Source organism: Alistipes sp. HGB5 (genome assembly GCF_000183485.2).
Taxonomy (GTDB): domain Bacteria; phylum Bacteroidota; class Bacteroidia; order Bacteroidales; family Rikenellaceae; genus Alistipes; species Alistipes finegoldii.
On sequence record NZ_AENZ01000021.1, the window covers coordinates 28,772 to 52,285 of the forward strand.

Consider the following 23,514-nt stretch of genomic DNA (forward strand, 5'->3'; position numbering starts at 1 on the left):
TCGGTGCAGAACTGAATACATCTGCTTGATTTATTAGGTGCAAGTGGGCAAGAGATGAGAATACGAAAATGTCTAATCGTTCAGTAAATAACTGGTACTGGCTATATAGTGTTTGTGAAAATTGAAAAACAATTTGGCAACCTCGACTGAACGAAAGAGTTTAGTTAAAAATACCGCAACATTGTATGTGAGAATGTTGTTCTCCATGATTGTGGGGTTTTTTACTTCTCGTATTTTACTAAATCAATTGGGGATTATCGATTTTGGAGTATATAATGTTGTAGGAAGTATTATTGTTATCTTTACTTTCTTGAACTCTACGTTGTTGATTGGCACCCAAAGATTCATTAATTTTGAATTAGGACGGGGAAATCATGAGAATCTAAATAAAGTATTTTCGGCTTCTGTTGTAATATATGTGATATTCGCAATTCTCATCTTTATCGTTGCAGAAACATTGGGGTTGTGGTTTTTGAATACGCATATGAATATACCTCAGGACAGAATGACAGCGGCCAACTATGTATATCAGTTTACTATATTTTCGACTATACTTTCTTTGAATCAAATTCCATATACTGCTAGTATTATTGCACATGAGCATATGAAGCAGTATGCAACAATTGGAATCATTAGTACCATTCTACATTTTATAGCGGTCTGTTTGTTATTTTTCTTTAAAACAGATAAATTGATATTATATGGATTGATGGTGTTTTTAATGGTGTTGATTACCAGTTTGCTTTATAAGATATATTGTAATAGAAAGTTTAAAGAAACAAGGTTCAAGTTTTGCACTGAGAAATATTGGTATCGCCAAATGCTGTCTTTTTCCGGCTGGAATTTGTTTAGTAGCATCTCAATGACATTAAATGGTCAAATAGTTGGCATTATCCTTAATATATTTTTCGGGCCTGTTTTAAATGCCGCGCGAGGGTTGACGGAACAAGTCAGCGGAACGGTTCGCGGATTTGTAAGTAATTTCCAAGTTGCGGTGAATCCTCGAATAATACAGTCCTATGCTTCAGGAGATATAAGTAATTTTTTCTCCTTGATTTTCAAAAGTGCAAAGTTTTCGTTCTTTTTGCTGCTAATCATTATGTTGCCAGTATGTATAAGAATTGAAAGTTTACTTGTAATTTGGCTAAAAACTGTTCCTGAATATACTGCTGATTTTTGTCGGATTGCATTATTGGCTTCAACAATCAATACTTTTTCTCTTCCTTTGGCGACGGCAGCAAATGCAAATGGAAATATAAAAAAGTTTCAACTTTATACGGGGATTTTTGAGATAATGAATATCCCTTTATCATATTTCTTCTTAAGAATTGGATTTCAGCCGATCGTAGTCTATTTTATATCGCTTATAATCATAGTAATAACCCTGTATGTTAGATTGGTGGTACTTAAAAATCTGGTAAATCTGGATGTCAGTTATTTCGTAAGATCTGTTGTTTTTAGATCGTTGATCACTGGAGTTGTAGCTTGGGGATTATCTTGTGTTATTGCAAATTATTTAGATTCCGATAACTTTTTTTTAATACTGTCATATTTGATATTGTCGATCATATGTACTGGTTTGACAATCTATATCATGGGATTGGATATTGGGGAACGGCAGTATGTTGTAAATGCGGTACGTAAATTTATAAAAAAATGAAAACCTCTGTTGTGATTTCATCTTATAATGGGGAGAAATTTATATATGATCAATTAGAATCAATAAGAGTTCAAACAGTTCCTGTTGATGAAGTTATTATTATAGATGACTGCTCTACAGATAATACAAGAGCTATTTGTCAAGATTTTATCAACAGACATTCACTTGCTAATTGGTTGTTGCTGGGAAATGAGGAAAATCAAGGGTTTATAGTAAATTTCCAAAATGGATTCAAACAAGCTAGTGGCGATCTTATTTTGATTGCTGATCAGGATGATATATGGTATGATAATAAGGTGGAAAGAATTATTGCTATTTATCAAAGCAACCCTCAAATAAAATTGCTTTCTACGGCATATTTATCATTTAACAATAATGGAGTAATTTACGAACATGCGAAGGTTCCCAATAGGAAGATAAATTCTCTTAAATTAATTACCATCCCGGAGTTCTGTCAGTTTCATTATTATATGGGAATGACTATAGCCTTTAAGAAGGAGTTAATTTATGGACATTATGAAGAATGTTGTCGATTTATACCATATGATATTGCGATTAGTTTGATTGCAACAATGCAGAATGGACTATTTTTTCTTGACGAAGTGTTGGTGAAAAGAAGAGAGCATCAAAGTGCGACAGTTAGGATTGCAGAAGAGTGGAGTAAACAGGAGTTTGGAGGAGATTTATATATCTATTATGCATATCGAAGATTTTTGAATCTCAAAGGATTCTTGGAATTTTGTTCCGAATATTATCCAGAAAAGAGAGACATAATTTTTGATCTGAAACGCTACTATAGTGCAGGGAAATTACGCTATGAATATTTGAAGAACAATAAAATTAAGGACTGGTTTAAAACGGCTGGGTATGTAAAATATATCGGGATGCGTACGTATATCCTTGATGGATTGCATATTTTTAAGTCGGGATATAAAACTTTGAAATCTAAGGTATGAATATAATATTATCTAACAGCTCAGTGAATAATGGCAATCGAGGGTGTGTTGCACTGAGTTTGTCTATTATGTACCTTATAGATAAATTATTAAATAAGAGTAATATCCCACATGTATTCTATCTTCCGGATAGTGGATTTAGGTTGACTGAAAATCATACCTTTCATTGTGGTGGTGTCGAACTTAAGTATAAAAGTTGTCAAAATATTTCTTTTTATAATAAAAGAAATGCTTTGGAAAACATGATCCGTCCTCGTCAATATTTTTCCAGCCGTAAAATATATAAGGACGCTGATTTTATTTTGGATATAGGACAGGGGGATAGTTTTGCGGATATTTATGGAGAAAAGCGGTTTAAGTGGATTTATTCAGAATACAAACTGGCAAAAAAGTTTAATATCCCGCTTTGTATTTTACCACAAACGATTGGCCCATTTAACGATGCGGGTCTTCGTAAAAAGGCAATGGGCGCCGTTCGAAGTGCAAAATGTGTGATGGTGCGTGATAAACAGAGTGCTGATTATGTCAAAAGTTTATTGCCGAATCTGGATGTTACCGAGATAATTGATGTTGCTTTTTTCATGCCATATGAAAAAAAAGAATTTAATAAAGAGTATATCCATGTCGGTTTGAATATCTCTGCGTTGCTTTGGAATGGTGGTTATACGATGGACAATCAGTTCGGTTTGAAATCGAATTATCAATGTTTGATAAGAGGAATTGTTGAATATTTTCTGTCAAAGAAGGATGTAAAACTGCATTTGATTCCTCATGTAGTGGGTGGAGAGCGTGGACTTGAAAATGATTACGCTGTTGCCTATGATATTTACGAGGAATATTGTAATGAAAATTTGATTTTAGCCCCACTCTTTTTTGATCCTATTGTTGCTAAGAATTATATCGCAGGAATGGACTTTTTTATGGGGGCTCGCATGCATTCTGCTATTGCTGCTTTTTCATCAGAAGTGGCGGTATATCCAATGGCATATAGTCGTAAATTCAATGGCCTGTTTTTGGAAACATTAGATTATCCTATTATGGGAGATATGAAAGTGAAAGATGAACGGGATATATTGCTAGATATAAAAAAAGCCTATTTTCAACGGGCAGAATTGAAAAATATAATAAGGAATAGAATGGCGACGGTCGTTGCTGAACGGTACAATTTGTTAATGGAAAATCTGATGACGTTTTTTAAGATATGAAAAAAATAATCATTCAATTTGTTGATTCTGCAAAACTTTTATATTGTTTTTTTGCTGACTTTCATTTTTATATAAAGCATTCTCTAATTAATCCGGTCATTACGCAAGATAAGTCGAATGCGCAGATTATGCTTGTTATGCATGCGTTAGAGAAGGGAATGTCTTTCCCTTCGGCAAGAATTTTTGGTGGGGAGAAGGCTGTTAGATTAATAAGGCTACTTGATAAACATATTGAACAATACGGTCTTAATAAAGTTTGTATTGTAGCAATTAATATTCTTGCTGAGTATCTTAAGAGTCCATATGCCACTCGTGATGAAGAGAGCCGTAATCGTATTTGTGATTTTTTAGAAAAAAATAAGAAATCGATGTCTTCTTCCCGAATAGGTGGTACTAAAAAGGTATCTGAACCTTCTTGTTTCGATAAAAAGATAATAGAAGAGTTCTATGCAAGTCGCGTTAGTGTCCGGGAATATTCTGATGATCCTGTAACCGATGATGAAATCAGGGCGGCTTGCCGTATAGCTTCTTATACTCCATCTGCCTGTAACAGGCAGGCTTCTCGTATTCATGTTTTTAGAGATAAAAATGTGATAAGAAAATTGTTGGATAATCAGTTAGGGTCACAAGGATGGTGTGATAATGCATCGGTTCTCATTTGTGTAACGGTTAATTGCAATTATTTTGGAGGAAATTATGAGAGGTATCAGGCGTTGATTGACGGCGGTTTATATGCGATGAATTTTGTTATGGGGTTGCATTTGAATCATATTGCGTCTTGTTTTAAAATGTTTATCCGGACCCCTCGCAGAGAGAAGGAATTTAAAAAGATTGCTAAGATTCCCCAATGTGAGATGCCTGTTGTTTTGATATTAGGCGGACATTATAAATCGGGAATAGTTACTTCTCCAAAATCGGAGCGATTTACATTTGATGAATTGGCTTGTGTTGATAATTGCTAAAAAGTTATTCTTCGTAGGTATTTGTGGATATTTCCCAAATTCTTTTGGGGTAAGAAGTGCAGGAATAATACTCTTGTTGACAGACTCTTTTGTCTAAGAGATGATAAAAACATCATCCAAAATCCATGTGGTGAATATTGTAGAATCGTATGAAATATCTCATTTATATATTGCTTCTAGATTTTATAGGAGCTTTGGAATTCTTAGGTAGTATACCTCTTCTACAGGGATGTCATTATTTGTTTCTGATATTAGGATTAGGGGCATTTATCTATTATCTTGTCTTTAAACGAATTTCTACTGTTGCGATATTTGCCGGATTGTATTGTTTCGTTTTTCCTATATATGCAGCATTTCAAAGCCAAGAGATATTCGGGCAGTCATTTTTTATGGGGTTTGCCTCGTTGCGTTATCTATGGTTCATTTTGTTGGGTTTCTTTTTGTATAATATAAAATATGACTATAGTTTATTACTTCGGCAAATTAATAAAGTCAATTTAATTATTGCAGTTGTTTCTATTATTGCTTTTTTTGTTTTCGGAGTGAACCATTTAACTGTTCAGGAGTATTTGGTGACTACCAATATTGTGGAGACAGTGGCATTGGAAGATCTGGTAAAAGGTCTTAAACTTACCGTGTGTTCCAGTTTGATGATTATTTCATATGTTTTCTATTTGATCCGTTTTGTAAAAAAGCCTGCTCAAAAGGAGAATTATCTTCCATTCTTTGTTTTAATGGTTTACTTGTTGTTTGTAAATAAAGGACGGCAACCTGTTGCATTGTTGGCTATTATATATGCGATTTATTACGTTAGGATGAAAGGAATCTCGTTAAAACGCTTGGCGCTTGGCGTTTTACCTTTGATTGGAGCTCTTGTTCTCCTTTCGTTTAATGATAAACTTGTCGATTCTTTGATTGAAGCTACTAAGTGGGAAAAAAGTAGCGATTCCTCTACTCTTGCACGAGTGAATTCTGTTGAGTCCGTTATGCCGTATATTCAGCAAAATCTGATTCTTGGCTTTGGTAATTTGTCTGTGCATTTTCGAGATGAGGGATTTCATACGTTTTTTGGCGGGGCATTCTATCTGGCAGATATAGGAATATGGGGAACTTTAGCGCGTGGGGGACTTGTCCTTGTCCTGATATATTTGGGACTATATTACAATTTATATAAGAAGACTTCTCTTGTTCAGGATAATGACATTCGAAGTTATATGAGATATATGCTCCTGTCTTTTCTGATTTTGTTGGTATTCTTGAATAATGATACTTTGTATGCAGAAGGTTGCCTGCGAGTTGCATTAGTTTTTTATCCATTATTCGGGCGATCTGATCCCAATGTGTTTATTAAGAACAAGTTTCTGTAAATGGACGTATCCGTTATCATAGTTAACTACAATACGCTGGGATTGACTTCGGACTGCATTGAAAGCATTATTGCGCAAACCTCGACTGTCGAATACGAGATCATATTGGTGGACAATGCATCGACGGATGGCAGCAAAGAGGTTTTTGCGCAGGATAAGCGCATAAAGTATATTTACAGCGACCGAAATCTGGGGTTCGGCAGGGCGAATAACCTCGGAATCCGGGAAGCTAAAGGGCGATATTTGTTTTTCTTGAATTCGGATACTATTTTGCTTAATAACGCAGTGAAGCTGTTCTTCGATTTCTGCGAAAAGAATCCGGATCGGAAAATCGGCGCTGTAGGAGCTGTTTTGAAAGACCAAAATCAAAAAAACATACATTCATATGGTCGGTTTATAACGCCGAGGGGTGAGATCGCAGAAGTGTTGGGTAAGTATTTACGGTTTCTGAAAAAACGCAACCATCTCTGTCCGGCATCGGTACAACAGCCTACCCCCGTTGATTATATCACCGGAGCGGATTTGTTCGTTCCCCGAATGGTTTGTGACGAATTGGGGACTTTTGATCCTGTATTCTTCATGTATTGCGAGGAGGTAGACTGGCAATTTCGGATGTCGAAAGCCGGATATGAAAGGCTTCTCATAAACGGGCCAGAGATAATACATCTCGAAGGCGGAAGTGATCCGTCGAATACAAAGTTGTGGTCTTTCAATCGCATTGAGAATATTTTCCGCAGTAAGTTGCTATACATCCGGAAGCATTATAATTATTTCGTTTTCTGGTCTTATAGATTATGCAATGCCGTGTTATGGCTTCCGATCCTGTTAATGCGAAAAGATACCCCGGATCAGCAGAAGAGATTATTGAGAGTTTTATTGTTTACTAATAGGTAGTGTCGGTATGGAAAACTATAAAAGGGCGGATTATAATTCCAGACTCAGTCGGTATATAAAAATATTCTGTTTTAGATTTTGCGGGATTTTTCCCATGACCGGCTTTTTTCGTGCGAAGATATATAAGCTTTTAGGCGTTTCTATTGAAAAAGGTGTAGTTCGGATCGGTCGGGTTTCTATTGATACGATTCATCCAGAAGATATTTTTATCGGTAAGGGGACGACAATTACGGATGGATGTATTCTGCTTTCTCATTATTATGATGTCCGGAATTTGAAAGAGCATGCCTATTACCGGGGTGAAATTCATATTGGGCGGAATGTATATATCGGAAGCAATGCCATATTCACAAAACCGGTGACAATCGGTGACGGTGCTGTTATCGGGGCGGGTTCTGTGGTGAACAAGGACATTCCTCCCTATCAGGTTTGGGCTGGCGTTCCGGTCCGGTTTATCTGTAATAGATATCAAGACGAGTCGGAAATACCTGTCGATACGAATGCTTTCAAACCGAAGTGATTTTTGTGTTGTAAAAAGTTTGTGGATACAATCCCTGTTTAATTGAATATAGAAATTTCTGATTTTATGATCTCCCCCCCCCTCGGAAAAAGATTACATGGCTGCTGTTATTGCAAGGCTGGGCCATGTTATGGGTAGTTATCGGTCATTCCCCGCTCTCTGTTACGGCTTTCGCCTCTTCTTTCGATGCTGATTGTCATGAATGTGCGTTGTTTCTCAAGAAGGTAGCCTATTCTTTTCATATGCCGTTGTTCATTATGATATCCGGCTATCTGTTTTACATTACCCGCATCGACAAAGGGGCGTCGTATAGAAAGACATTGACCGATAAATTCAAGAGGCTCGGCATTCCGTATCTATTTTTTACGGTATTCGCATTTTTTCTCAAAGTATATGTCGGGGGAGTCGAGAGGCCGGTCACCTTATCGTTGAAATCCTTTGTCAGTGCCTTTGTTCGGCCATTCGAGGGCCCGTTGCAAGAGATGTGGTTCGTGGCAGTTGTCCTGCTTTACTTTTCCTTGTTGGAAGTGTATAGGAGAATATTGAAAAACAATTGGTTGTCCTTGCTTTGTTTGTGCTGCGCTGCCGGTTTGTTCTTTATTCCCGTGGGCGATATGAGCGGAGTATTTGCATTCAACCGTGCCGTCCATTTTTTCATATTCTTTTTTCTAGGGCTATTGATTGCTGCCAATAACTGTTTTGAGACGGCGATAAAACGGCCGTGCTGCATCGCAATCTGCCTGATCCTGTATGTTGCGATGTTTTGGGTAGGCGGGGTTGAAGAGGATGTCGTAACGCTGGTTATGTCATTGTCCGGTTGCCTGTTATGTTGGGGATTGGCCGGTAAATTCGACCGGAATTTGTCGAATAACGTATTCGTGTCGTTCCGCAATTATACGTACCAGATTTTTTTACTCGGAATTTTTATTCAGATCGGAATAAAAATGATATATAATAAACTGGGGATGCAGGGAACGTATCCGTATTTTTATGTATTGTGCGTCCTGTCCGGGATTTATATCCCAGTTCTTGTCTCGAAGGTAATCCAACGCATTGACAATAAGTATTTGAATATGCTCATCGGATTATAAAAATGTATCATGAAGGTATATCTTGTCGATTACATCGGAATGCATTGCGGAATGCATTATTACAACGACGCTTTTTGCCGGGTTTTGTCTGCAGTTCCGGGACTGGATGTTTCCGTACTGTCGAATTATGCCGGTGAAAACGATGGCAGGCCCTTTTTTTTACACCAGTACAAGGGAAACAGGCTGCGCAAAATATGTTGTCTGTTGCGGAACTACCTGATGTTGTTCTGCTTTGTCCTGCGAAACAAAAAAGCCTGCTTCGTTTATCTGGCTTACGGTAACTCCATCGACTTGCCGTTCATGTATATCGTTTCCCTCGCAAAGAAAAGCATAATCGATATCCATGAAGCGATTGCGCAAAATGCGGATGACAATGCCGGGTTGAAACGATGCTTCCGAAAGGTATACTCCGAACGATTTGCGACGGTCATCGTTCATTCCCAACGGACGAACGATCTGCTGGAGGAATACGGCTATCGGGGTAACCGGCTGTTCGTACCTCATTTCAAATATTGTTTTTCGAAGAATTACGACATCCGCCGTCTCGGACCAGATATTGTTTCTGCAATTGCGGAAGACAAAGTGAATATCTTGTTTTTCGGGAATATAACCTATGACAAGGGAATCGATATCCTTATATCGGCAGTGAATAGTTTGGAGCCGGAACTTCGCTGCAAAGCGAACGTAATTATTGCAGGGAAGGATTTCGATGGGACGGTGCATCGGGTGCAGCCGTCGGACAAGGCCGCTTTTAAGATTGTCCTCAGACATATTGAGGACGATGAATTGGTATATCTTTATGAACATACCGATTATGTGGCGCTGCCGTATCGCAAAACATCACAGAGCGGAATTCTCGAAATGGCGTTCTATTTTCGTAAACCGATCCTTGCGAGCGACGTGCCTTATTTCAGGAGAATGCTGACCGAATTTCCCAGCTTCGGCATCCTGTCCGGCAAGGATGTCCCGGCATATGCCGAAACGCTCGCTTCGGTTATCGGGCTGCATTCCTCTGCGGATTATTTTACAGACGAGGATTATTTTCGGTATACCAACCGAAGTGAAATAGAAGCTTTTAAAAAGCAATTCGCTATTTGGATAAAACGGTAATATGAAGAAGGTCGCAATTATCGGAACCGTCGGCGTTCCGGCGAAATACGGAGGTTTTGAAACCCTTGTGGAAAACCTCATCGGAGAGTGTTGTTCCGAAGATGTGGATTATACTGTTTTTTGCAGCGGCAAGGCTTATCCGACCAGATTGAAAGCTTATAAAAACGCCCGGCTTGAATACGTGCCGTTGCATGCAAACGGTATGCAAAGTATTCCGTATGATATCTGGTCGTTGATCCGGACTGTCGGCCGGGGGTACGACGTCGTGCTCATTTTGGGCGTTTCCGGTTGTCTGTTTTTGCCGTTGTATCGGTTGCTGTTCCGCAAGAGGATCGTCGTCAATATCGACGGCTTGGAGCACAGGCGGGACAAGTGGGGCAAATGGGCCCGCAAGTTTCTCCGTTTGTCGGAGCGGATCGCTGTCAAGTTTGCCGATGTCGTAATTGCGGACAATAAGGTGATCCGCGACTATGTCACGGAGACTTACCGTAAGCCGTCGGTTCTGATCGCCTATGGCGGGGATCATGCCGTGATCCCGGTCGATCTTTCCCGGCAGCGCGAAATCCTCGCCTCCTTCGGAGTCGGGGCGAAAGCATACGCCTGTACTATCTGCCGGATCGAGCCGGAAAACAATTGTCATCTGATTCTGGAGGCGTTCTCTAAAACGAATATCCCGCTCGTATTTATCGGTAATTGGAATCTGAGTGCCTACGGCCGGGAGTTGAAAGCCGTATATGGCAAGTTCTGCAATATCCATATTGTCGATCCGGTCTATGACAGGGAACAACTCTTCGTGCTCCGGAAACAGTGCCTGTTTTATATTCACGGACATAGCGCCGGCGGAACCAACCCGTCGCTTGTGGAGGCCATGTCCTGCGGCGCTCCGATTCTGGCGTTCGATGTGGGTTACAATCGGGAGACGACCGGTCATAAAGCCTGTTATTGGAGCACTCCGGAGGAACTGGCCGCTCTTGCTGCCGAAAGCCGGGAGGATACTTCCGGCAGTATGGAACGGCTGGCTAATGAATGTTACACGTGGCGTAAAGTTGTCGGTCAGTATGAAGCGATTTACTGAATTCCCGTTGCCGGGAGCAATCCATGATTTCCTATGACGCTAAATCCTGCCGACCGGGTGTTGCTGCGGTTGCTTGCCGCGGCGATAAATATGCAGGAACCGGCTCTCGATAAGGCGTTGTCCGATCCGGAATGGAGCCGGGTATATGGGCAGGCGGCGCAGCAGGGGGTGCTGGCCGTGGCGTGGGAGAGCGTCCGGCGGTTGTCTCCGGATTTGCAGCCGGGCCGGGGATTGAGGTTGCAGTGGGCGTACGGGGCGGAACGGATCGTCTCGCGGTCGAAGAGACAAATGCTGGAAGCAGCCCGTTTTGCGGCTCTTTGTACCGATGCGGGCTGCCGGCTGATCCTGCTCAAAGGGATCGGATTGGCCCGTTATTATCCTTTCCCATTGCAGCGCGAATGCGGGGATATCGACATCCTTCTGCCCGAAGGGTTCGAGAAGGGGAACGAGATCGCCCGATGCCGGGGGATGAAGGTTTCGGGGCTGGATTATAAGCACAACCATATCTGCTCGAACGGCGTCATGTTCGAAAACCATCGTTATCTGACCTCTTTCAAAGGGAAGAGCGATATCAGGCGGTTGGAGCGAATCTTTCAGGACGCCGTAAAAGGCGGAGACTTCGTGCCGTTCGGAGAGGACAGATTTCATACATTGTTTCCGACGGTCAATGCACTGTATATTACCTATCATGGCTTTTTTCACTTCCTGATCGAGGGGATCACCCTGCGGCATCTGCTCGACTGGGCTTTGTTCGTCGGGAAGGAGCAGAATGCGATAGACTGGAATTATTTTTACAGGATCTGCGACGATTTGGGTTTCTCCCGGTTTGCGGATACCATGAATGCCATAGCCGTGGATGTGTGGGGCGTCCCTCTGACGAATCCGGGGGTGTCGTTTGACCGCCGCTGCATGGATAGAGTGCTGGCCGATGTGCTGGCGAACAAACGGCATGTCAGCGGATTGCCCGTTTACAAGAGACGGGCGAAGCTGGTTTGCAACATGCTGTCGTCACGCTGGAAATACAGACAGCTTTACGGGCGCAGTCTTTTTGGGGTGATGGTGCGATCGGTGTTCGGTCTCTTGTTCGATGCTTCGCCGGAATTGAAATGAGCCGCTGTTTATCCGGATTGTCCTGAAAATAGAGAGATATGATATATGTAGTTGTCTGGTCGGTCTTCCTCGTCCTGTTTTATATGCTTTTGTGGTGGCTGATACGCCGGACTCCGGTGACGGGGGACGATGACAAAGAGGTGAGCCGTATCTCCCGCCTGCTGAAACGCGTTGGCGATAAGTGGGGCGTAAAATAACACCGCGTAAAATAACACCGAATAGTATGAAGAAAGCCGGAGCGTTGCTCCGGCTTTCTTCGTCGCTGAAATGCGCTGAAAATCCGCATGAATAGGAGTACGTCGGTGCCCGACTGCGGGCCGTGCGGCGTGCGGATTACTTACCTTTTGCGCTTTATCCCCGGTATTGCACGGGGATTTTCCCCTTTTCGTGGCCGGGGGGCCGACGTCCGATCTCCGTTCGGGCGATGATTCTTCGGGGCGCGTTCTTGTCCGGCGCTTGTGCGCCGTCCGGGAGCTGTCGGGTTTCCGGTCGGCTTTTCATTGAAGAAATAGGATTTCTGCCGCCGTTTCTCCTCCTGCGAGCGGGCGACGTAGACCTTTTCGTGCGTATAGGGATTCTCTCCGGTGTAGAACATCACCGACGAAAGTGTCATCGGCGTGGGGGTGAGGTCCTGCACCTGTTCGAGGTTGAAATGGAGCTTGCCGAGGACCTTCTCCGACAGCGAACGCATGTCGCGTTCGGTGCAGCCGGGGTGCGACGAGATGAAGTAGGGAATCAGCTGGTAGGGCAGTCCTTCGCGGCGGCAGATGCGCTGGAAATCGGCGGTCAGCCGCTCGAAGAGCGCGAACGGCGGTTTGCGCATCAGTTTCAGCACGGCATCCTCGGTGTGTTCGGGCGCGACTTTCAGTCGTCCCGACGTGTGGTATTTCACGACTGTATCGAGATAGGGACTCTCGTCGAACAGGTCGTAACGGATGCCGCTGCCGACAAAGGCCTTTTTGACGCCTTTCACCGCCCGGATCTTTTCGTAAAGCGCCAGCAGCGGGCGGTGGTCGTTGTCCAGATTGGGGCACATCTTCGGATGCAGGCACGACGGGCGGCGGCATTTGCGGCACAACTCCCGGTCGCGTCCGCCCATGCGGTACATGTTGGCCGACGGGGCGCCCACGTCCGACAGATAACCTTTGAAGTCCGGCATCCGGGTCACGCGCTCCACCTCTGCGAGGATGGAACGTTCGCTGCGCGAGTTGATGAACTTGCCCTGATGGGCCGATATGGTACAGAACGAACAGCCGCCGAAGCATCCCCTGTGGATATTGACCGAGTGTTTGATCATCTCCCACGCCGGAATATCCCCTTTGCCGTTGTAGCGTGGATGCGGTGCGCGCTCGTAGGGAAGGTCGAACGAGTGGTCCAGCTCGTCGGTCGAGAGTGTCGTGTTGGGCGGCGTGACGACCACATAACGGTCGCCCACGGCCTCGATGAGCGTCGCCGTCGGCTCCATCAGGTTGCTCTGGGTCTCGATGATGGTGAAATTCTCGCCGAAGGCCCGTTTGTCCCGCACGCACTCCTCGTTGGCGTGCAGCCGGATCGTCTCCGCCGGGTCGAGCCGCTGCACGTAACCGTCGTCGGCCAAGAAGGCCACCTGCCGCAGTTTGCGCAGCAGTTTGGCGTTGTAGCCGTTGCGCATGGCTTTGGCGACCTGCTGCACGACCCGTTCGCCCATGCCGTAGATCAGCAGGTCGGCGCCGCTTTCGGCCAGCACCGAGGGTTTGAGCGTGTCGTTCCAGTAGTCGTAATGGGTCAGCCGCCGCAGGGAAGCTTCGATGCCTCCGACGACCACCGGAACGTGCGGATACAGCCGTTTGAGGATTTGCGTATAGACCTTGACGGCGTAATCGGGCCGGAACCCCGCCTTGCCGCCGGGCGTGTAGGCGTCGTTGCTCCGGAGGCGCAGGTTGGCCGTGTAGTGGTTGACCATCGAATCCATCGATCCTGCCGAGACGCCGAAGAAGAGCCGCGGCGCGCCGAGTTTGGTGAAGTCGCGCAGGTCGTCCCGCCAGTTGGGCTGCGGCACGATTGCCACGCGGTAGCCTTCGGCTTCGAGCAGACGGCCGATTACCGCCGCGCCGAATGCCGGATGGTCGATGTAGGCGTCGCCCGAAAAGAGGATGACGTCCAACTGCTCCCATCCGCGTGCGCGGACCTCTTTTATCGTGGTCGGTAGAAACAAAGCGTGGTCTATTTTCGTAACTGTCTATTTCGTATGGCTTTCCGGCCGCCGCAGGCGGCATTTGCAAATCCGTTCCTATTCCCAAACCCTTCCCTCTGGAAGGGCTTTTTGCCGCCCTGCGGCAGCAGGTGAAAGCATGCCGCTGTACTTTCCGGTGCGGCGGGTGTCTTCGGGCTTCTCTGTATGCGATGTCCGCGCGTATGCGGTTGCCGTGTTTTCGGGGACAGGACCGCGGATTTGTGCCGAAAGACCGCTGCCGGACCGCTTATCCGTTATTGCTCTCCTTCGACGCCGCGGCGTAGATGTCCCATTTTTCGAGCAGCGCGCGGAAATCGTCGGGCAGTTCGCTCTCGAAATAGACTGCCTCGTGCGTCATGGGGTGTACGAAGCCCAGCGACTGCGCATGCAGCGCATGGCGGGGCATTACGGCGAAGCAGTTTTCGATGAACTGCTTGTATTTCGAGAAGGTCGTTCCCTTGAGGATGCGGTCGCCGCCGTAGCGTTCGTCGTTGAAGAGCGGATGCCCCTGCCACGACATATGGACGCGGATCTGGTGCGTGCGGCCCGTTTCGAGCCGGCACTCGACCAGCGTCACGTAGCCGTAACGCTTCAGCACCCGCCAGTGGGTCACGGCGTGCTTGCCGTCCGAGCCGTCCTCGAAGACGAACATTTTCTGCCGGTCGCGGGGGCTGCGCCCTATGTTGCCCGTGATGGTCCCTTCGTCCTCTTCGAAATTGCCCCATACCAGCGCCACGTAACGCCGCCCGATGGTGTGGTCGAAGAACTGTTTGGCAAGCCGCGCGTGCGACTGTTCGTTTTTGGCGACCACGAGCAGCCCTGAGGTGTTCTTGTCGATGCGGTGGACCAGTCCCGCGCGCATGTCGCCCTCCTGAAACAGGGGCAGGTTGCGCAGATGGTAGGTTAGCGCGTTGACGAGCGTGCCGCTGTAGTTGCCGTGACCGGGATGCACGACCAGCCCCGCCGGTTTGTTGACGATCAGCAGGTCGTCGTCCTCGTAGGGTATTTCGAGCGGAATGTTTTCGGGGATGATCTCCACCTCGCGCCGCGGATAGGGCATCACGATCTGGATGCGGTCGAGCGGTTTGACCTTGTAGCTCGACTTGGCGGCCTTGCCGTTCACGAGTATGCTGCCGCTGTCGGCCGCCGCCTGAATGCGGTTGCGCGAGCACTTCTCCATGCGTACGGTCAGGAACTTGTCCAGCCGCAGCGGAGCCTGCCCTTTGTCGGCCACCACGGCGAAATGCTCGTAGAGTCCGGCGCCCTCGCCGTCCTCGTCCGCCGTCTGCCCGTCGTCGAGTTCCGGGTCCTCGGTTATGTAGCGTTCGTCGGCCATCAGTCGAAAAATCCGTCGTTATCGGTTGCGGGCAGGATTTCGGGCTGTTCTTCCCCGGCGGCGGCCGCCTGTTCGAATTCGGCCTGCGCCAGCGAGTCGGCGCGCTCGCGTTCGAGCCGCAGCCGCTCTTCGGCGGCTTCGCGGGCCTGCTTCTCGGCGGTGGCGCGGTGCTGGGCGAGTTTTTTCTCGTCGAGCGTCAGTTTGAGATCGACGCGCGAACCCAGCGCGGCGCTCCGCTCGGCCGTCGGAACCTGCACGTAGACGCGGGCGTCTTTCTGGTTCAGCAGGTTGATGCCTTCGTCGAAGTCGATCTTGCCGACATTGAGCCCCAGCTCCCACAAACGGCCCTTGGCCTCCTTGAGCGGGAATCCCACCAGCCGCGGCACGACCGTCGAGCCGAAACCGCCCTCGACGCCCACGTAGAGCGTTACGCCCGATCCCATTTCGGCCTGAATCCTGCTGTTCTGGGTGACGGGGCGCCCTTCGCAGTACTCTTCCAGCACATAGTTGGTCGCCATGTCGGCGCGGTAGATCAGTTCGCCGATTTCGAGTCCTGCGATCTCCAGCATGTTCTTGGCCTGCCGCAGCGAACGTCCCGCCACGTAGGGCACGGGCACCATCTTCTGCCGGAACGAGTTGATCGTGATATAGACCGTACGTCCGGGTTTGACCTCCACGCCGCCTTCGGGCAGCTGGTCGAGGACGATGCCGCCTTCGTAGGCCGGCACGAACAGCGAGTCGTTGATATGCAGTTCGAGATCGTATTTGCGGGCCGTGCGCTGCGCGTCGTCGAGCTTCACGCCCGAAAAGTCGGGCACGATGCGGCGGGCGCCGTGGCGCGTGCCGACCTGCATGACGAAATGCGCCGTGACGGCCATCGCCAAAATGATCGCCGCTATCAGCACGAGGTTGTATGCCAGCTTGTTCTGCCGCAGTTTCTTCCAGTAATATGTCAGTTTCTCCATTTTCGCGGGAGTTGTGTTTTGTGTCCGTCTGTTTTCTCCGGGCGGGGCGGACTGTTCCTATCGGTCCGGAAGTTCGTTGTAAAACGTGTCGCGCTCCACGGCGCGGCAGCCTGCCGCCCGTACGATGCGGTGCATCTCCTCGACGCTCATCGAAGGCCGCCGGTCGTCGGCCCCGGCCATCGAATAGATTTTCGTCGTGTCGTCGATCGTGCCGTCTATGTCGTCTGCGCCGAAGGCCAGTGCCAATTCGGTCGTCGCCTTGCCGTACATCACCCAGTAAGCCTTGATATGGGGCACGTTGTCCAGATAGATGCGGCTCATGGCCAGCATCCGCAGGTCTTCGATCACCGATACCTCGCCGATCTCCGACATCGGGTTGCCGAAATTGCGGTATTTGAGCGGGATGAAGGCGTTGAAGCCGCCCGTGCGGTCCTGCAGCTCCCGCAGCCTGCGCAGATGGTCGATGCGGTGTGCCAGCCCCTCGACGTGGCCGTAGAGGATCGTCGCATTGGTCGGGATGCCGAGCCGGTGGGCCGTTTCGTGCACTTCGAGCCATTCGTCCGTCGATCCCTTGTCGGGGCAGATGCGGCTGCGGATCTCTTGGTCGAAAATCTCCGCGCCGCCGCCCGGAATGGCCTCCATTCCGGCCTCTTTGAGCCGCCGCAGACCCTCCTCGACCGAGAGTCCCGCCTTGCGGATCATGTACGACAGCTCGATCGCCGTGAAAGCCTTGACTGCCGCTTCGGGCAGTATCGCCTTGACGCGGCGGATCATGTCGATATAGTATTCCAGTCCGTGGTCGGGGTGTACGCCGCCCACGATATGGACCTCGGTGATGCCTTTGCCCTGCCGGCCGCGGGCGATCTGCTCGATCTCCTCCATCGTGTAGTCCCACGCTTCGGGGCTTCCGGCCGGACGGCGGTAGGAGCAGAAACGGCAGTTGAAGACGCAGCGGTTCGTCGGCTCGATGTGGAAATTGCGGTTGAAGTAGACCTTGTCGCCGCTCACGCGCCGCTTGCACTCCGTCGCCAGCTCGCCCAGCAGCCACAGGGGGGCTTCGCGCCAGAGCCGTGCGGCTTCGGCGTCGCCGATACGCGCTCCGCGGCGTACTTCGGCGGCTATGTCGTCGATCTGCTGCATCTTATTTGGGGGCTTTCCGGTAGAGGTAGACGGCGATGAATAGGTAGATGATGTTCGGCAGCCAGACGGCCAGTCCGGGCGGCAGCGTGCCGCTCTTGGCGAACTCCTCGAAGAAACGGTTGAACAGGATGTACGAGAAGCAGAGGCCGGTGCCGATTCCGATGTGGAGTCCCGTTCCGCCGCGCACCTTGCGCGACGAGAGCGACACGCCGATCAGCGTCAGGATGAAGGTCGAGAGCGGATAGGCGAAGCGGGCGTGTTTCTCGACCTCGATGATGTTGATGGCGTCGGAACCTTTGGCCCGCTGCTGGTCGAGGAATTCGTTCAGCTCCGTGATGTTCATCGTCTGTATCAGGTCGTTGATCTCGCCCAGCTCGGTCACTTCGAGGTTGATGAGCGTGTCGAGGTTGCGGAACTGCTCGAATTTTTCGACGCCCAGCGAGTCGAATTCGCGTTTGGTGTAGCGCGGCGCGGTCCAGCATTTGGTTTCGGGGTTGAACTTCACGTCGGACGCTTCGAGCGAGCGGGTCATCGTGCCGCTGTAGTAGTGTTCCAGCGCGAGGAACGACGCCTGCTGCGATGCGTCATTGTAGCCGCGGATGTAGGCGAACGTGCCCGGCTCGATCTGCCGGTAGATATGGCGGTTGAACTTGTTGTTCTGCTTGCGCTTGATGTACTGCGATTCGAAATTGACGATGTGTCGCTGCGAAATGGGGATCAGCCAGAGGTTGAGCGTCAGCGACAGGCTGCCGATGATCAGCGCGCCGAGGAAGTAGGGCCACATCAGGCGGCGGAACGACATGCCGCCCGAAAGCATCGCCACGATTTCGGTCTGGTAGGCCATCTTCGAAGTGAAGAAGATGCAGGCGATGAAGGTGAACAGACCGCTGAACTGGTTGATGAAGAAGGGGATGAAGTTCAGGTAGTAGTCGAAGATGACGTCCCGCAGCGGGGCGTGCAGCTCCGTGAAGTCGTCGATCTTCTCCACATAGTCGAACAGCACCACGACGATGATGATCATCGCGATGGCGAAGAAGTAGGTCGCAAGGAACTTGCCGAGTATGTAGCGGTCTAAGATCTTAAACCCCGGAAATCGCAGTTTCATACGCTTTTATAGTCTTCGTGTCAGTTTTGCGACCATCGCATCCTTCCACGGCTTGAAATCCCCGGCGGCGATATGTTCGCGCGCCATCCCCACCAGCCGCAGGTAAAAGGCGATGTTGTGCAGCGAGGCGATCTGCGCCGCCAGCATTTCGCCGCACGTCACCAAATGGTGCAGGTAGGCCTTCGTGTAGAGCGTATCGACGAACGCCGTGCCTTCGGGGTCGATCGGCGAAAAGTCGTCCTTCCACTTCTTGTTGCGGATGTTGATGACCCCTTCGGCCGTGAACAGCTGCCCGTTGCGGCCGTTGCGCGTGGGCATCACGCAGTCGAACATGTCCACGCCGCGCTCGATCGCTTCGAGGATATTGACCGGCGTGCCGACGCCCATCAGATAACGCGGCCGCTCCTCCGGCAGTATGGCGTTCACCACTTCGATCATTTCGTACATCACGTCGGTCGGCTCTCCGACCGCAAGACCGCCGATGGCGTATCCGTCGGCGTCGTACTGCTTCACGTTCTCGGCCGCGTGCGCCCTCAGGTCGGGATAGGTGCACCCCTGCACGATCGGGAACAGCGCCTGATAATGCCCGTATTTGGGTTCGGTCTGATGGTAGCGGTTGAAACAGCGCTCCAGCCACCGCTCGGTGAGCGCCAGCGACTTGGCGGCGTATTCGCGCGGTGCGTCGCCCGGAGGGCACTCGTCGAAGGCCATCATGATGTCGGCGCCGATCGTGCGCTCGGTGTCCATCACGCTTTCGGGGGTGAAGAGGTGTTTCGATCCGTCGATGTGCGAACGGAAGTGACACCCCTCCTCCTTGAGCTTGCGGCATGCCGCAAGCGAGAAGACCTGAAATCCGCCGCTGTCGGTCAGCATCGGGCCTTCCCACGTCGAGAAACGGTGCACGCCGCCGGCCTTTTCGATGATCTCCATGCCGGGCCGCATGTAGAGGTGGTAGGTGTTGGCCAGAATGATCTGCGCACGGGCTTCGTCGCGCACGTCGCGGTGGAAAATGCCCTTGACCGTCGCCGCCGTGCCCACGGGCATGAAAATCGGGGTGCGGATGACGCCGTGGTCGGTCGTCAGCTCGCCTGCGCGGGCTTTGGTCGCCGGATCCTTATGCTGTAATGTAAACTTCATGCTCATATATTCGGCAAAAATACATAAAATAATCTGATTTGGGAATTCTGAATTCTAAATTGTTTTGTACCTTTGCGCATATTTCGCCTGTATGCAATTTTTCGATACGCTTCTGACATGTTACGGCTGGGAAGGCATCGCCCTCGCGGGGGCCGTGCTGGCCATGTTCGGCGTGCAGCTGTACTACTATATTTTCGTTTACGGCCGGATTCCCGGCTACAAGAACAACCGCCGCAGCGCGGTGCTCGACGCCGAACCTCCGGTGTCGGTGGTCGTGCCGCTCTTCTCGGAGGATTATTCGTTCGTCGAGGAGCGTCTGCCGCTGATGCTGGCCCAGAGCTACCCCGACTTCGAGGTGGTGATCGTCTACGTGGGCCACGACTCCGATTTCTACGAGGACCTCGTGCGGCTCAAACAGTCGTTCCCGCAGATCGTGACGACCAAGATCCACCTCGACCCGCGCTTCCCGATTTCGCGCAAGATGGCGCTCAACGTCGGCATCAAGTCGGCGCACCACGAGCACATGGTCTTCACTTCGACCGACGCCTGCCCGCAGACCGACCGCTGGCTGTCGCTCATGGCCAAGGGCTTCACGCGGGGCGAGATCGTCGTGGGCTACTGCGGCGTGGAGCGCAAAAAGGGCTTTTCGAACTACATGATGCGCGCTTGGCGCATGATGCACTCGGCCGACTGGCTCGCCCGTGCCGTGCGGCGCCGCGCCTACCGGGGCACGCTCCACAACTTCGGGTTCACCAAGCGCATCTACTTCGGGGCCAACGGCTTCAGCCACCTCAATATGAACATCGGCGAGGACGACCTCTTCATGCAGAAGGTCATGACGCGCGACAACGTGAGCGTCATCCTCTCGCCACGGGCTTCGCTGCGCGAAAAGACGTGGGGCGGCATGGGCTGGTGGATGAGCCAGCTGCGCTATTACGGCTCGGCGTTCCGTTTCTATCCGCAGACGGTCCGCAACTACATCCAGTGGGAGCTGGGATCGCGCTCGCTCTTCTTCCTGACGGTCGTCTGCGCGGCTGCGGTGATGCCGTTCGAATTCAAGATCGCGGCATTGGCCCTGCTGGTGATCCGCTTCCTGATCGTGGCGATCGAGGTGCGGCGCATCGCGCGCCGTCTGGGCGAATCGGGCATGATGGGCCGCTATTTCGTCTACGACCTGCTGAGTCCGCTCTGGGCCTTGGCGCTGAGCGTGATGCTGATGCGCAAAGACGACCGCGTATGGAGATAGCCGACTATATCGTCGCCGAGGACCGGCGGCTGGTGGAACTGGTGCTCGAAGGCGACGATACGGCCTTCGAATACCTCTTCAACCGCTACCGCGACGCTATCCACCGGCTGTTCGTGCAGCGGCTGGGCGGCGTGAACGACGCCGACGACCTGCTGCAGGAGACCTTCATCAAGGTCTACATCAACCTGCACCGCTACAGCACCGACTATACCTTCGGACAGTGGGTCTATACCATCGCCCGCAATACGTTCATCGACTTCGTGCGCCGCCGTCAGGACGACCTGTCGATCGACGAGCGTTTCTCGTCGCCCCCCTCGACGGCCCCGACCCCTGAGGAGAGCGTCATCAGCCTCCAGCAGCGGACCCAGATCGAGCATTACCTCGAACGGCTGACGCCGCGTTACCGGACGCTGATCGTCATGCGCTTCTTCGACGAATACTCCTACGAGGAGATCGCCGCCAAGCTCACCCTGCCGCTGGGCACCGTCAAGACGCAGATCCACCGCGCCCGCGAGCAGATGTGCAAACTGATCGCGCAGGGCGACGAGCGATGATACGATTTAAGGATTAAAAGTCAAGATTTGGAACTGATTCTCAAATATTTCCCCGAACTCACCGACTGCCAGCGGCAGCGGTTTGCGGCGCTGTACGACCTTTACGCCGACTGGAACGCGAAGATCAACGTCGTCTCGCGCAAGGATTTCGACCAGCTGTACCTGCGTCACGTGCTCCACTCGCTGGCTATTGCCAAGGTCTGCGCGTTCGACGCCGGGGCGCGCATTCTCGACGTCGGCTGCGGCGGCGGCTTTCCGTCGGTTCCGCTGGCGATCCTCTTCCCCGAAGCGCGTTTCACGGCCGTCGATTCCATCCGCAAGAAGATCGCCGTCGTCGAAGGCGTGACCGCGGGACTGGGTCTGCGGAATCTGGAACCCCGCTGCGCGCGTGCCGAAACGCTTCCGGAACGCTACGATTACGTCGTTTCGCGCGCCGTGACGGCCATGTCCGAATTCGTGAACTGGGTCTGGAACCGCCTCGAACGCGGACAGCGCGGCACCCTGCCCAACGGCATTCTCTACCTCAAGGGGGGCGATCTGGCCGAAGAGCTGGCGCTGACCGGCAAACGGTGGGATGTCTACGACATTGCGCGCTTCTTCGAAGAGGAGTTCTTCGAGACCAAGAAAGTGGTCTATACGCCCAAGAAATAACGATTGCGGCAATTTGCGGACGCCGCTATTCCTGCGGCTCCTCCGGATAGGTTATCCCCGCGAAAAATTTCTCAAGCGAGATATTGTAAAATTTGCAGAATTTGGCGATAGACTCCAAAGAGGGGAATCTTACTTTGTTTTCATAGCCGGAAATACCCAAACCCGTATTGTGCAGAACATACTCTTTCGTATGATTGTGCTGTTCCCGGATTTCCGTTAGTCGCCGGGCAATCAAATCTACCAATATGGGGTTTGTGGGTTTCAAATCATCTGTATTTTAGAAAAAATGATTCACATTTGACAGAAGTAGGATATGGTGCGCTGGCTGTGAATTTCGTATGATTGATTTATTCCTTTGCCGGATAATCTATTGGTGAAAAGAATTCGACGATAGTTATATTGTAGAACTTGCAAAGGATAGCTATTGTCGTCAGCGACGGAAAATCCCGGCCTGTTTCAAGATGCGGAATATCCAAGCCGGTGTATTCATTTACGTATTCTTGCGTATAATGGTGAGTTTCACGTAAATTTTTTATACGTTGAATAACCATTTTGAATAATTCTTCGTCGCGGCGTTGCTTTCTTTTGGCCATTTTAACTCATTTTCACAAAAAAATGAATCTTCACGCCTTTTCATATTCAATACCCTTGAAAAATTCTTCTAAAGTAACGTTATAGAAATTACAGAGTACTGTCAGCAGGACGATTGTAATATTCGTAGTACCAACTTCATACAAACCTACATTCACTTTGGTTCGATCGGTTACTACCTCTTGGGTTAGCCCGCGCTCGATCCGGATTTGTTTCAATCGACTTGCGACTGAACGCAATAATGTATCGTTTGTATGCTTCACTTAAGTTATTTTATGCAAATAACAGACGGTATGTATTATTTTTGCTCCTATGAATTCGTAGGAATTAAAATGTTTTTCTATCTTTGTCCTTAGATTTTATTTAATTTTTTGACAAAAATTATGCTAATTTTGCATTTGAATAATTCGGCATAGCCGATGGACATACTATAAAGGGTAAACAACTCTTTATGCCTTTCAGTAAACATAGGAAATTTACGAGATCAGGGTATAATAGTTGTCAGTCCTTGTTATGTCCTGCTTGCAGAAGGCAAGCAGGGCGACAAGGGCGCAGGACAGCTTCTGATCATGGTTTCCTATGACCTACTGAAAGAGCTGCAAATGCGCCCCTTTTTTATGTCTATGA

The 23,514-nt window shown here is 49.6% G+C and carries 24 protein-coding genes; 15 read left to right on the forward strand and 9 right to left on the reverse strand.

All coding sequences use genetic code 11. The features are described from left to right. Positions 1-133: 133 nt before the first annotated feature. From HMPREF9720_RS03415 to HMPREF9720_RS15590, 12 genes are all read left to right on the forward strand, one after another. Positions 134-1,660, forward strand: a complete 1,527-nt coding sequence (locus HMPREF9720_RS03415) for a lipopolysaccharide biosynthesis protein (protein ID WP_050805073.1) — start codon at positions 134-136, stop codon at positions 1,658-1,660. Further along, complete coding sequence (locus tag HMPREF9720_RS03420) at positions 1,657-2,616, forward strand: glycosyltransferase (RefSeq protein ID WP_009596877.1); 960 nt, start codon at positions 1,657-1,659, stop codon at positions 2,614-2,616. Before HMPREF9720_RS03415 ends, HMPREF9720_RS03420 begins: the two co-directional genes overlap by 4 nt. After that, positions 2,613-3,821: a polysaccharide pyruvyl transferase family protein gene (locus HMPREF9720_RS03425; RefSeq protein WP_009596787.1), complete on the forward strand. Its 1,209-nt coding sequence runs from the start codon at positions 2,613-2,615 to the stop codon at positions 3,819-3,821. The genes HMPREF9720_RS03420 and HMPREF9720_RS03425 overlap by 4 nt, the downstream gene beginning before the upstream one ends. Beyond that, the gene (locus HMPREF9720_RS14960; RefSeq protein ID WP_009596796.1) at positions 3,818-4,783 is read left to right on the forward strand and encodes a nitroreductase family protein; all 966 of its coding nucleotides are present in this window, start codon (positions 3,818-3,820) and stop codon (positions 4,781-4,783) included. Before HMPREF9720_RS03425 ends, HMPREF9720_RS14960 begins: the two co-directional genes overlap by 4 nt. A gap of 149 nt (positions 4,784-4,932) precedes the next feature. After that, complete coding sequence (locus HMPREF9720_RS03430; protein ID WP_009596863.1) at positions 4,933-6,150, forward strand: hypothetical protein; 1,218 nt, start codon at positions 4,933-4,935, stop codon at positions 6,148-6,150. Then, positions 6,151-7,044: a glycosyltransferase family 2 protein gene (locus HMPREF9720_RS03435; protein ID WP_009596832.1), complete on the forward strand. Its 894-nt coding sequence runs from the start codon at positions 6,151-6,153 to the stop codon at positions 7,042-7,044. It abuts the gene before it with no gap. Between the two features lie 7 nt (positions 7,045-7,051). Beyond that, complete coding sequence (locus HMPREF9720_RS03440; protein WP_009596904.1) at positions 7,052-7,564, forward strand: acyltransferase; 513 nt, start codon at positions 7,052-7,054, stop codon at positions 7,562-7,564. A gap of 104 nt (positions 7,565-7,668) precedes the next feature. Next, on the forward strand, positions 7,669-8,655 hold the full coding sequence (locus tag HMPREF9720_RS03445; RefSeq protein WP_262708612.1) for an acyltransferase family protein: 987 nt from the start codon (positions 7,669-7,671) through the stop codon (positions 8,653-8,655). 9 nt (positions 8,656-8,664) lie between these two features. Then, entirely contained in the window at positions 8,665-9,765 is a 1,101-nt protein-coding gene (locus HMPREF9720_RS03450; protein ID WP_009596876.1) for a glycosyltransferase, read from the forward strand. A 1-nt stretch (position 9,766) separates the two neighbouring features. Continuing rightward, entirely contained in the window at positions 9,767-10,840 is a 1,074-nt protein-coding gene (locus HMPREF9720_RS03455) for a DUF1972 domain-containing protein (protein ID WP_009596788.1), read from the forward strand. A gap of 33 nt (positions 10,841-10,873) precedes the next feature. Continuing rightward, on the forward strand, positions 10,874-11,950 hold the full coding sequence (locus tag HMPREF9720_RS03460) for a nucleotidyltransferase domain-containing protein (RefSeq protein WP_009596869.1): 1,077 nt from the start codon (positions 10,874-10,876) through the stop codon (positions 11,948-11,950). A gap of 38 nt (positions 11,951-11,988) precedes the next feature. Beyond that, positions 11,989-12,147, forward strand: coding sequence for a hypothetical protein (locus HMPREF9720_RS15590; RefSeq protein ID WP_014775258.1), 159 nt, complete (start codon positions 11,989-11,991; stop codon positions 12,145-12,147). A 140-nt stretch (positions 12,148-12,287) separates the two neighbouring features. Here HMPREF9720_RS15590 and HMPREF9720_RS03465 read toward each other — a convergent pair whose 3' ends face one another. The 6 genes from HMPREF9720_RS03465 to tgt all read right to left on the reverse strand — a co-directional run bounded on the left by HMPREF9720_RS03465 (position 12,288) and on the right by tgt (position 19,845). Beyond that, on the reverse strand, positions 12,288-14,144 hold the full coding sequence (locus HMPREF9720_RS03465; RefSeq protein WP_009596882.1) for a YgiQ family radical SAM protein: 1,857 nt from the start codon (positions 14,142-14,144) through the stop codon (positions 12,288-12,290). A 265-nt stretch (positions 14,145-14,409) separates the two neighbouring features. Further along, positions 14,410-15,498 carry an RluA family pseudouridine synthase gene (locus HMPREF9720_RS03470; RefSeq protein WP_009596907.1) on the reverse strand — a complete coding sequence of 363 codons (1,089 nt, stop codon included), beginning with the start codon at positions 15,496-15,498 and terminating at the stop codon, positions 14,410-14,412. Beyond that, positions 15,498-16,463, reverse strand: coding sequence for a PASTA domain-containing protein (locus HMPREF9720_RS03475; RefSeq protein ID WP_022043957.1), 966 nt, complete (start codon positions 16,461-16,463; stop codon positions 15,498-15,500). Before HMPREF9720_RS03475 ends, HMPREF9720_RS03470 begins: the two co-directional genes overlap by 1 nt. A gap of 57 nt (positions 16,464-16,520) precedes the next feature. Continuing rightward, the gene (mqnE, locus tag HMPREF9720_RS03480; protein ID WP_009596928.1) at positions 16,521-17,603 is read right to left on the reverse strand and encodes an aminofutalosine synthase MqnE; all 1,083 of its coding nucleotides are present in this window, start codon (positions 17,601-17,603) and stop codon (positions 16,521-16,523) included. A 1-nt stretch (position 17,604) separates the two neighbouring features. Further along, positions 17,605-18,708 carry an LptF/LptG family permease gene (locus HMPREF9720_RS03485; protein ID WP_009596782.1) on the reverse strand — a complete coding sequence of 368 codons (1,104 nt, stop codon included), beginning with the start codon at positions 18,706-18,708 and terminating at the stop codon, positions 17,605-17,607. Between the two features lie 6 nt (positions 18,709-18,714). Next, positions 18,715-19,845, reverse strand: a complete 1,131-nt coding sequence (gene tgt, locus HMPREF9720_RS03490; protein WP_009596865.1) for a tRNA guanosine(34) transglycosylase Tgt — start codon at positions 19,843-19,845, stop codon at positions 18,715-18,717. Positions 19,846-19,936: 91 nt separating this feature from the next. Here tgt and HMPREF9720_RS03495 point away from each other — a divergent pair, with 91 nt between their 5' ends. Genes HMPREF9720_RS03495 through rsmG form a run of 3 tightly spaced genes read left to right on the forward strand, consistent with a single transcriptional unit; the run spans position 19,937 to position 22,296 of the window. Further along, positions 19,937-21,091, forward strand: coding sequence for a glycosyltransferase (locus HMPREF9720_RS03495; protein WP_014775251.1), 1,155 nt, complete (start codon positions 19,937-19,939; stop codon positions 21,089-21,091). Continuing rightward, complete coding sequence (locus HMPREF9720_RS03500) at positions 21,082-21,645, forward strand: RNA polymerase sigma factor (protein ID WP_009596822.1); 564 nt, start codon at positions 21,082-21,084, stop codon at positions 21,643-21,645. The genes HMPREF9720_RS03495 and HMPREF9720_RS03500 overlap by 10 nt, the downstream gene beginning before the upstream one ends. 27 nt (positions 21,646-21,672) lie before the next feature. Then, positions 21,673-22,296 (forward strand): 16S rRNA (guanine(527)-N(7))-methyltransferase RsmG, encoded by a 624-nt coding sequence (gene rsmG, locus HMPREF9720_RS03505; RefSeq protein WP_009596906.1) that lies wholly within the window; start codon positions 21,673-21,675, stop codon positions 22,294-22,296. 25 nt (positions 22,297-22,321) lie between these two features. Here the strand turns inward: rsmG and HMPREF9720_RS03510 are convergent, their stop codons facing one another. The 3 genes from HMPREF9720_RS03510 to HMPREF9720_RS15985 all read right to left on the reverse strand — a co-directional run bounded on the left by HMPREF9720_RS03510 (position 22,322) and on the right by HMPREF9720_RS15985 (position 23,150). Then, complete coding sequence (locus tag HMPREF9720_RS03510) at positions 22,322-22,561, reverse strand: helix-turn-helix domain-containing protein (protein ID WP_009596879.1); 240 nt, start codon at positions 22,559-22,561, stop codon at positions 22,322-22,324. Between the two features lie 82 nt (positions 22,562-22,643). Further along, complete coding sequence (locus HMPREF9720_RS03515) at positions 22,644-22,889, reverse strand: helix-turn-helix domain-containing protein (RefSeq protein WP_009596902.1); 246 nt, start codon at positions 22,887-22,889, stop codon at positions 22,644-22,646. A 30-nt stretch (positions 22,890-22,919) separates the two neighbouring features. Then, positions 22,920-23,150: a helix-turn-helix domain-containing protein gene (locus HMPREF9720_RS15985; RefSeq protein ID WP_039939755.1), complete on the reverse strand. Its 231-nt coding sequence runs from the start codon at positions 23,148-23,150 to the stop codon at positions 22,920-22,922. Positions 23,151-23,514: the final 364 nt, after the last annotated feature.

Coding starts and splice junctions, on each gene's coding strand:
- HMPREF9720_RS03420 (WP_009596877.1), top strand. CDS start 1,657: ATGAAAACCTCTGTTGTGATTTCATCTTATAATGGGGAGAAATTTATA.
- HMPREF9720_RS03425 (WP_009596787.1), top strand. CDS start 2,613: ATGAATATAATATTATCTAACAGCTCAGTGAATAATGGCAATCGAGGG.
- HMPREF9720_RS14960 (WP_009596796.1), top strand. CDS start 3,818: ATGAAAAAAATAATCATTCAATTTGTTGATTCTGCAAAACTTTTATAT.
- HMPREF9720_RS03430 (WP_009596863.1), top strand. CDS start 4,933: ATGAAATATCTCATTTATATATTGCTTCTAGATTTTATAGGAGCTTTG.
- HMPREF9720_RS03435 (WP_009596832.1), top strand. CDS start 6,151: ATGGACGTATCCGTTATCATAGTTAACTACAATACGCTGGGATTGACT.
- HMPREF9720_RS03440 (WP_009596904.1), top strand. CDS start 7,052: ATGGAAAACTATAAAAGGGCGGATTATAATTCCAGACTCAGTCGGTAT.
- HMPREF9720_RS03450 (WP_009596876.1), top strand. CDS start 8,665: ATGAAGGTATATCTTGTCGATTACATCGGAATGCATTGCGGAATGCAT.
- HMPREF9720_RS03455 (WP_009596788.1), top strand. CDS start 9,767: ATGAAGAAGGTCGCAATTATCGGAACCGTCGGCGTTCCGGCGAAATAC.
- HMPREF9720_RS03460 (WP_009596869.1), top strand. CDS start 10,874: ATGACGCTAAATCCTGCCGACCGGGTGTTGCTGCGGTTGCTTGCCGCG.
- HMPREF9720_RS15590 (WP_014775258.1), top strand. CDS start 11,989: ATGATATATGTAGTTGTCTGGTCGGTCTTCCTCGTCCTGTTTTATATG.
- HMPREF9720_RS03470 (WP_009596907.1), bottom strand. CDS start 15,498: ATGGCCGACGAACGCTACATAACCGAGGACCCGGAACTCGACGACGGG.
- HMPREF9720_RS03475 (WP_022043957.1), bottom strand. CDS start 16,463: ATGGAGAAACTGACATATTACTGGAAGAAACTGCGGCAGAACAAGCTG.
- mqnE (WP_009596928.1), bottom strand. CDS start 17,603: ATGCAGCAGATCGACGACATAGCCGCCGAAGTACGCCGCGGAGCGCGT.
- HMPREF9720_RS03485 (WP_009596782.1), bottom strand. CDS start 18,708: ATGAAACTGCGATTTCCGGGGTTTAAGATCTTAGACCGCTACATACTC.
- tgt (WP_009596865.1), bottom strand. CDS start 19,845: ATGAAGTTTACATTACAGCATAAGGATCCGGCGACCAAAGCCCGCGCA.
- HMPREF9720_RS03495 (WP_014775251.1), top strand. CDS start 19,937: ATGCAATTTTTCGATACGCTTCTGACATGTTACGGCTGGGAAGGCATC.
- HMPREF9720_RS03500 (WP_009596822.1), top strand. CDS start 21,082: ATGGAGATAGCCGACTATATCGTCGCCGAGGACCGGCGGCTGGTGGAA.
- HMPREF9720_RS03515 (WP_009596902.1), bottom strand. CDS start 22,889: ATGGCCAAAAGAAAGCAACGCCGCGACGAAGAATTATTCAAAATGGTT.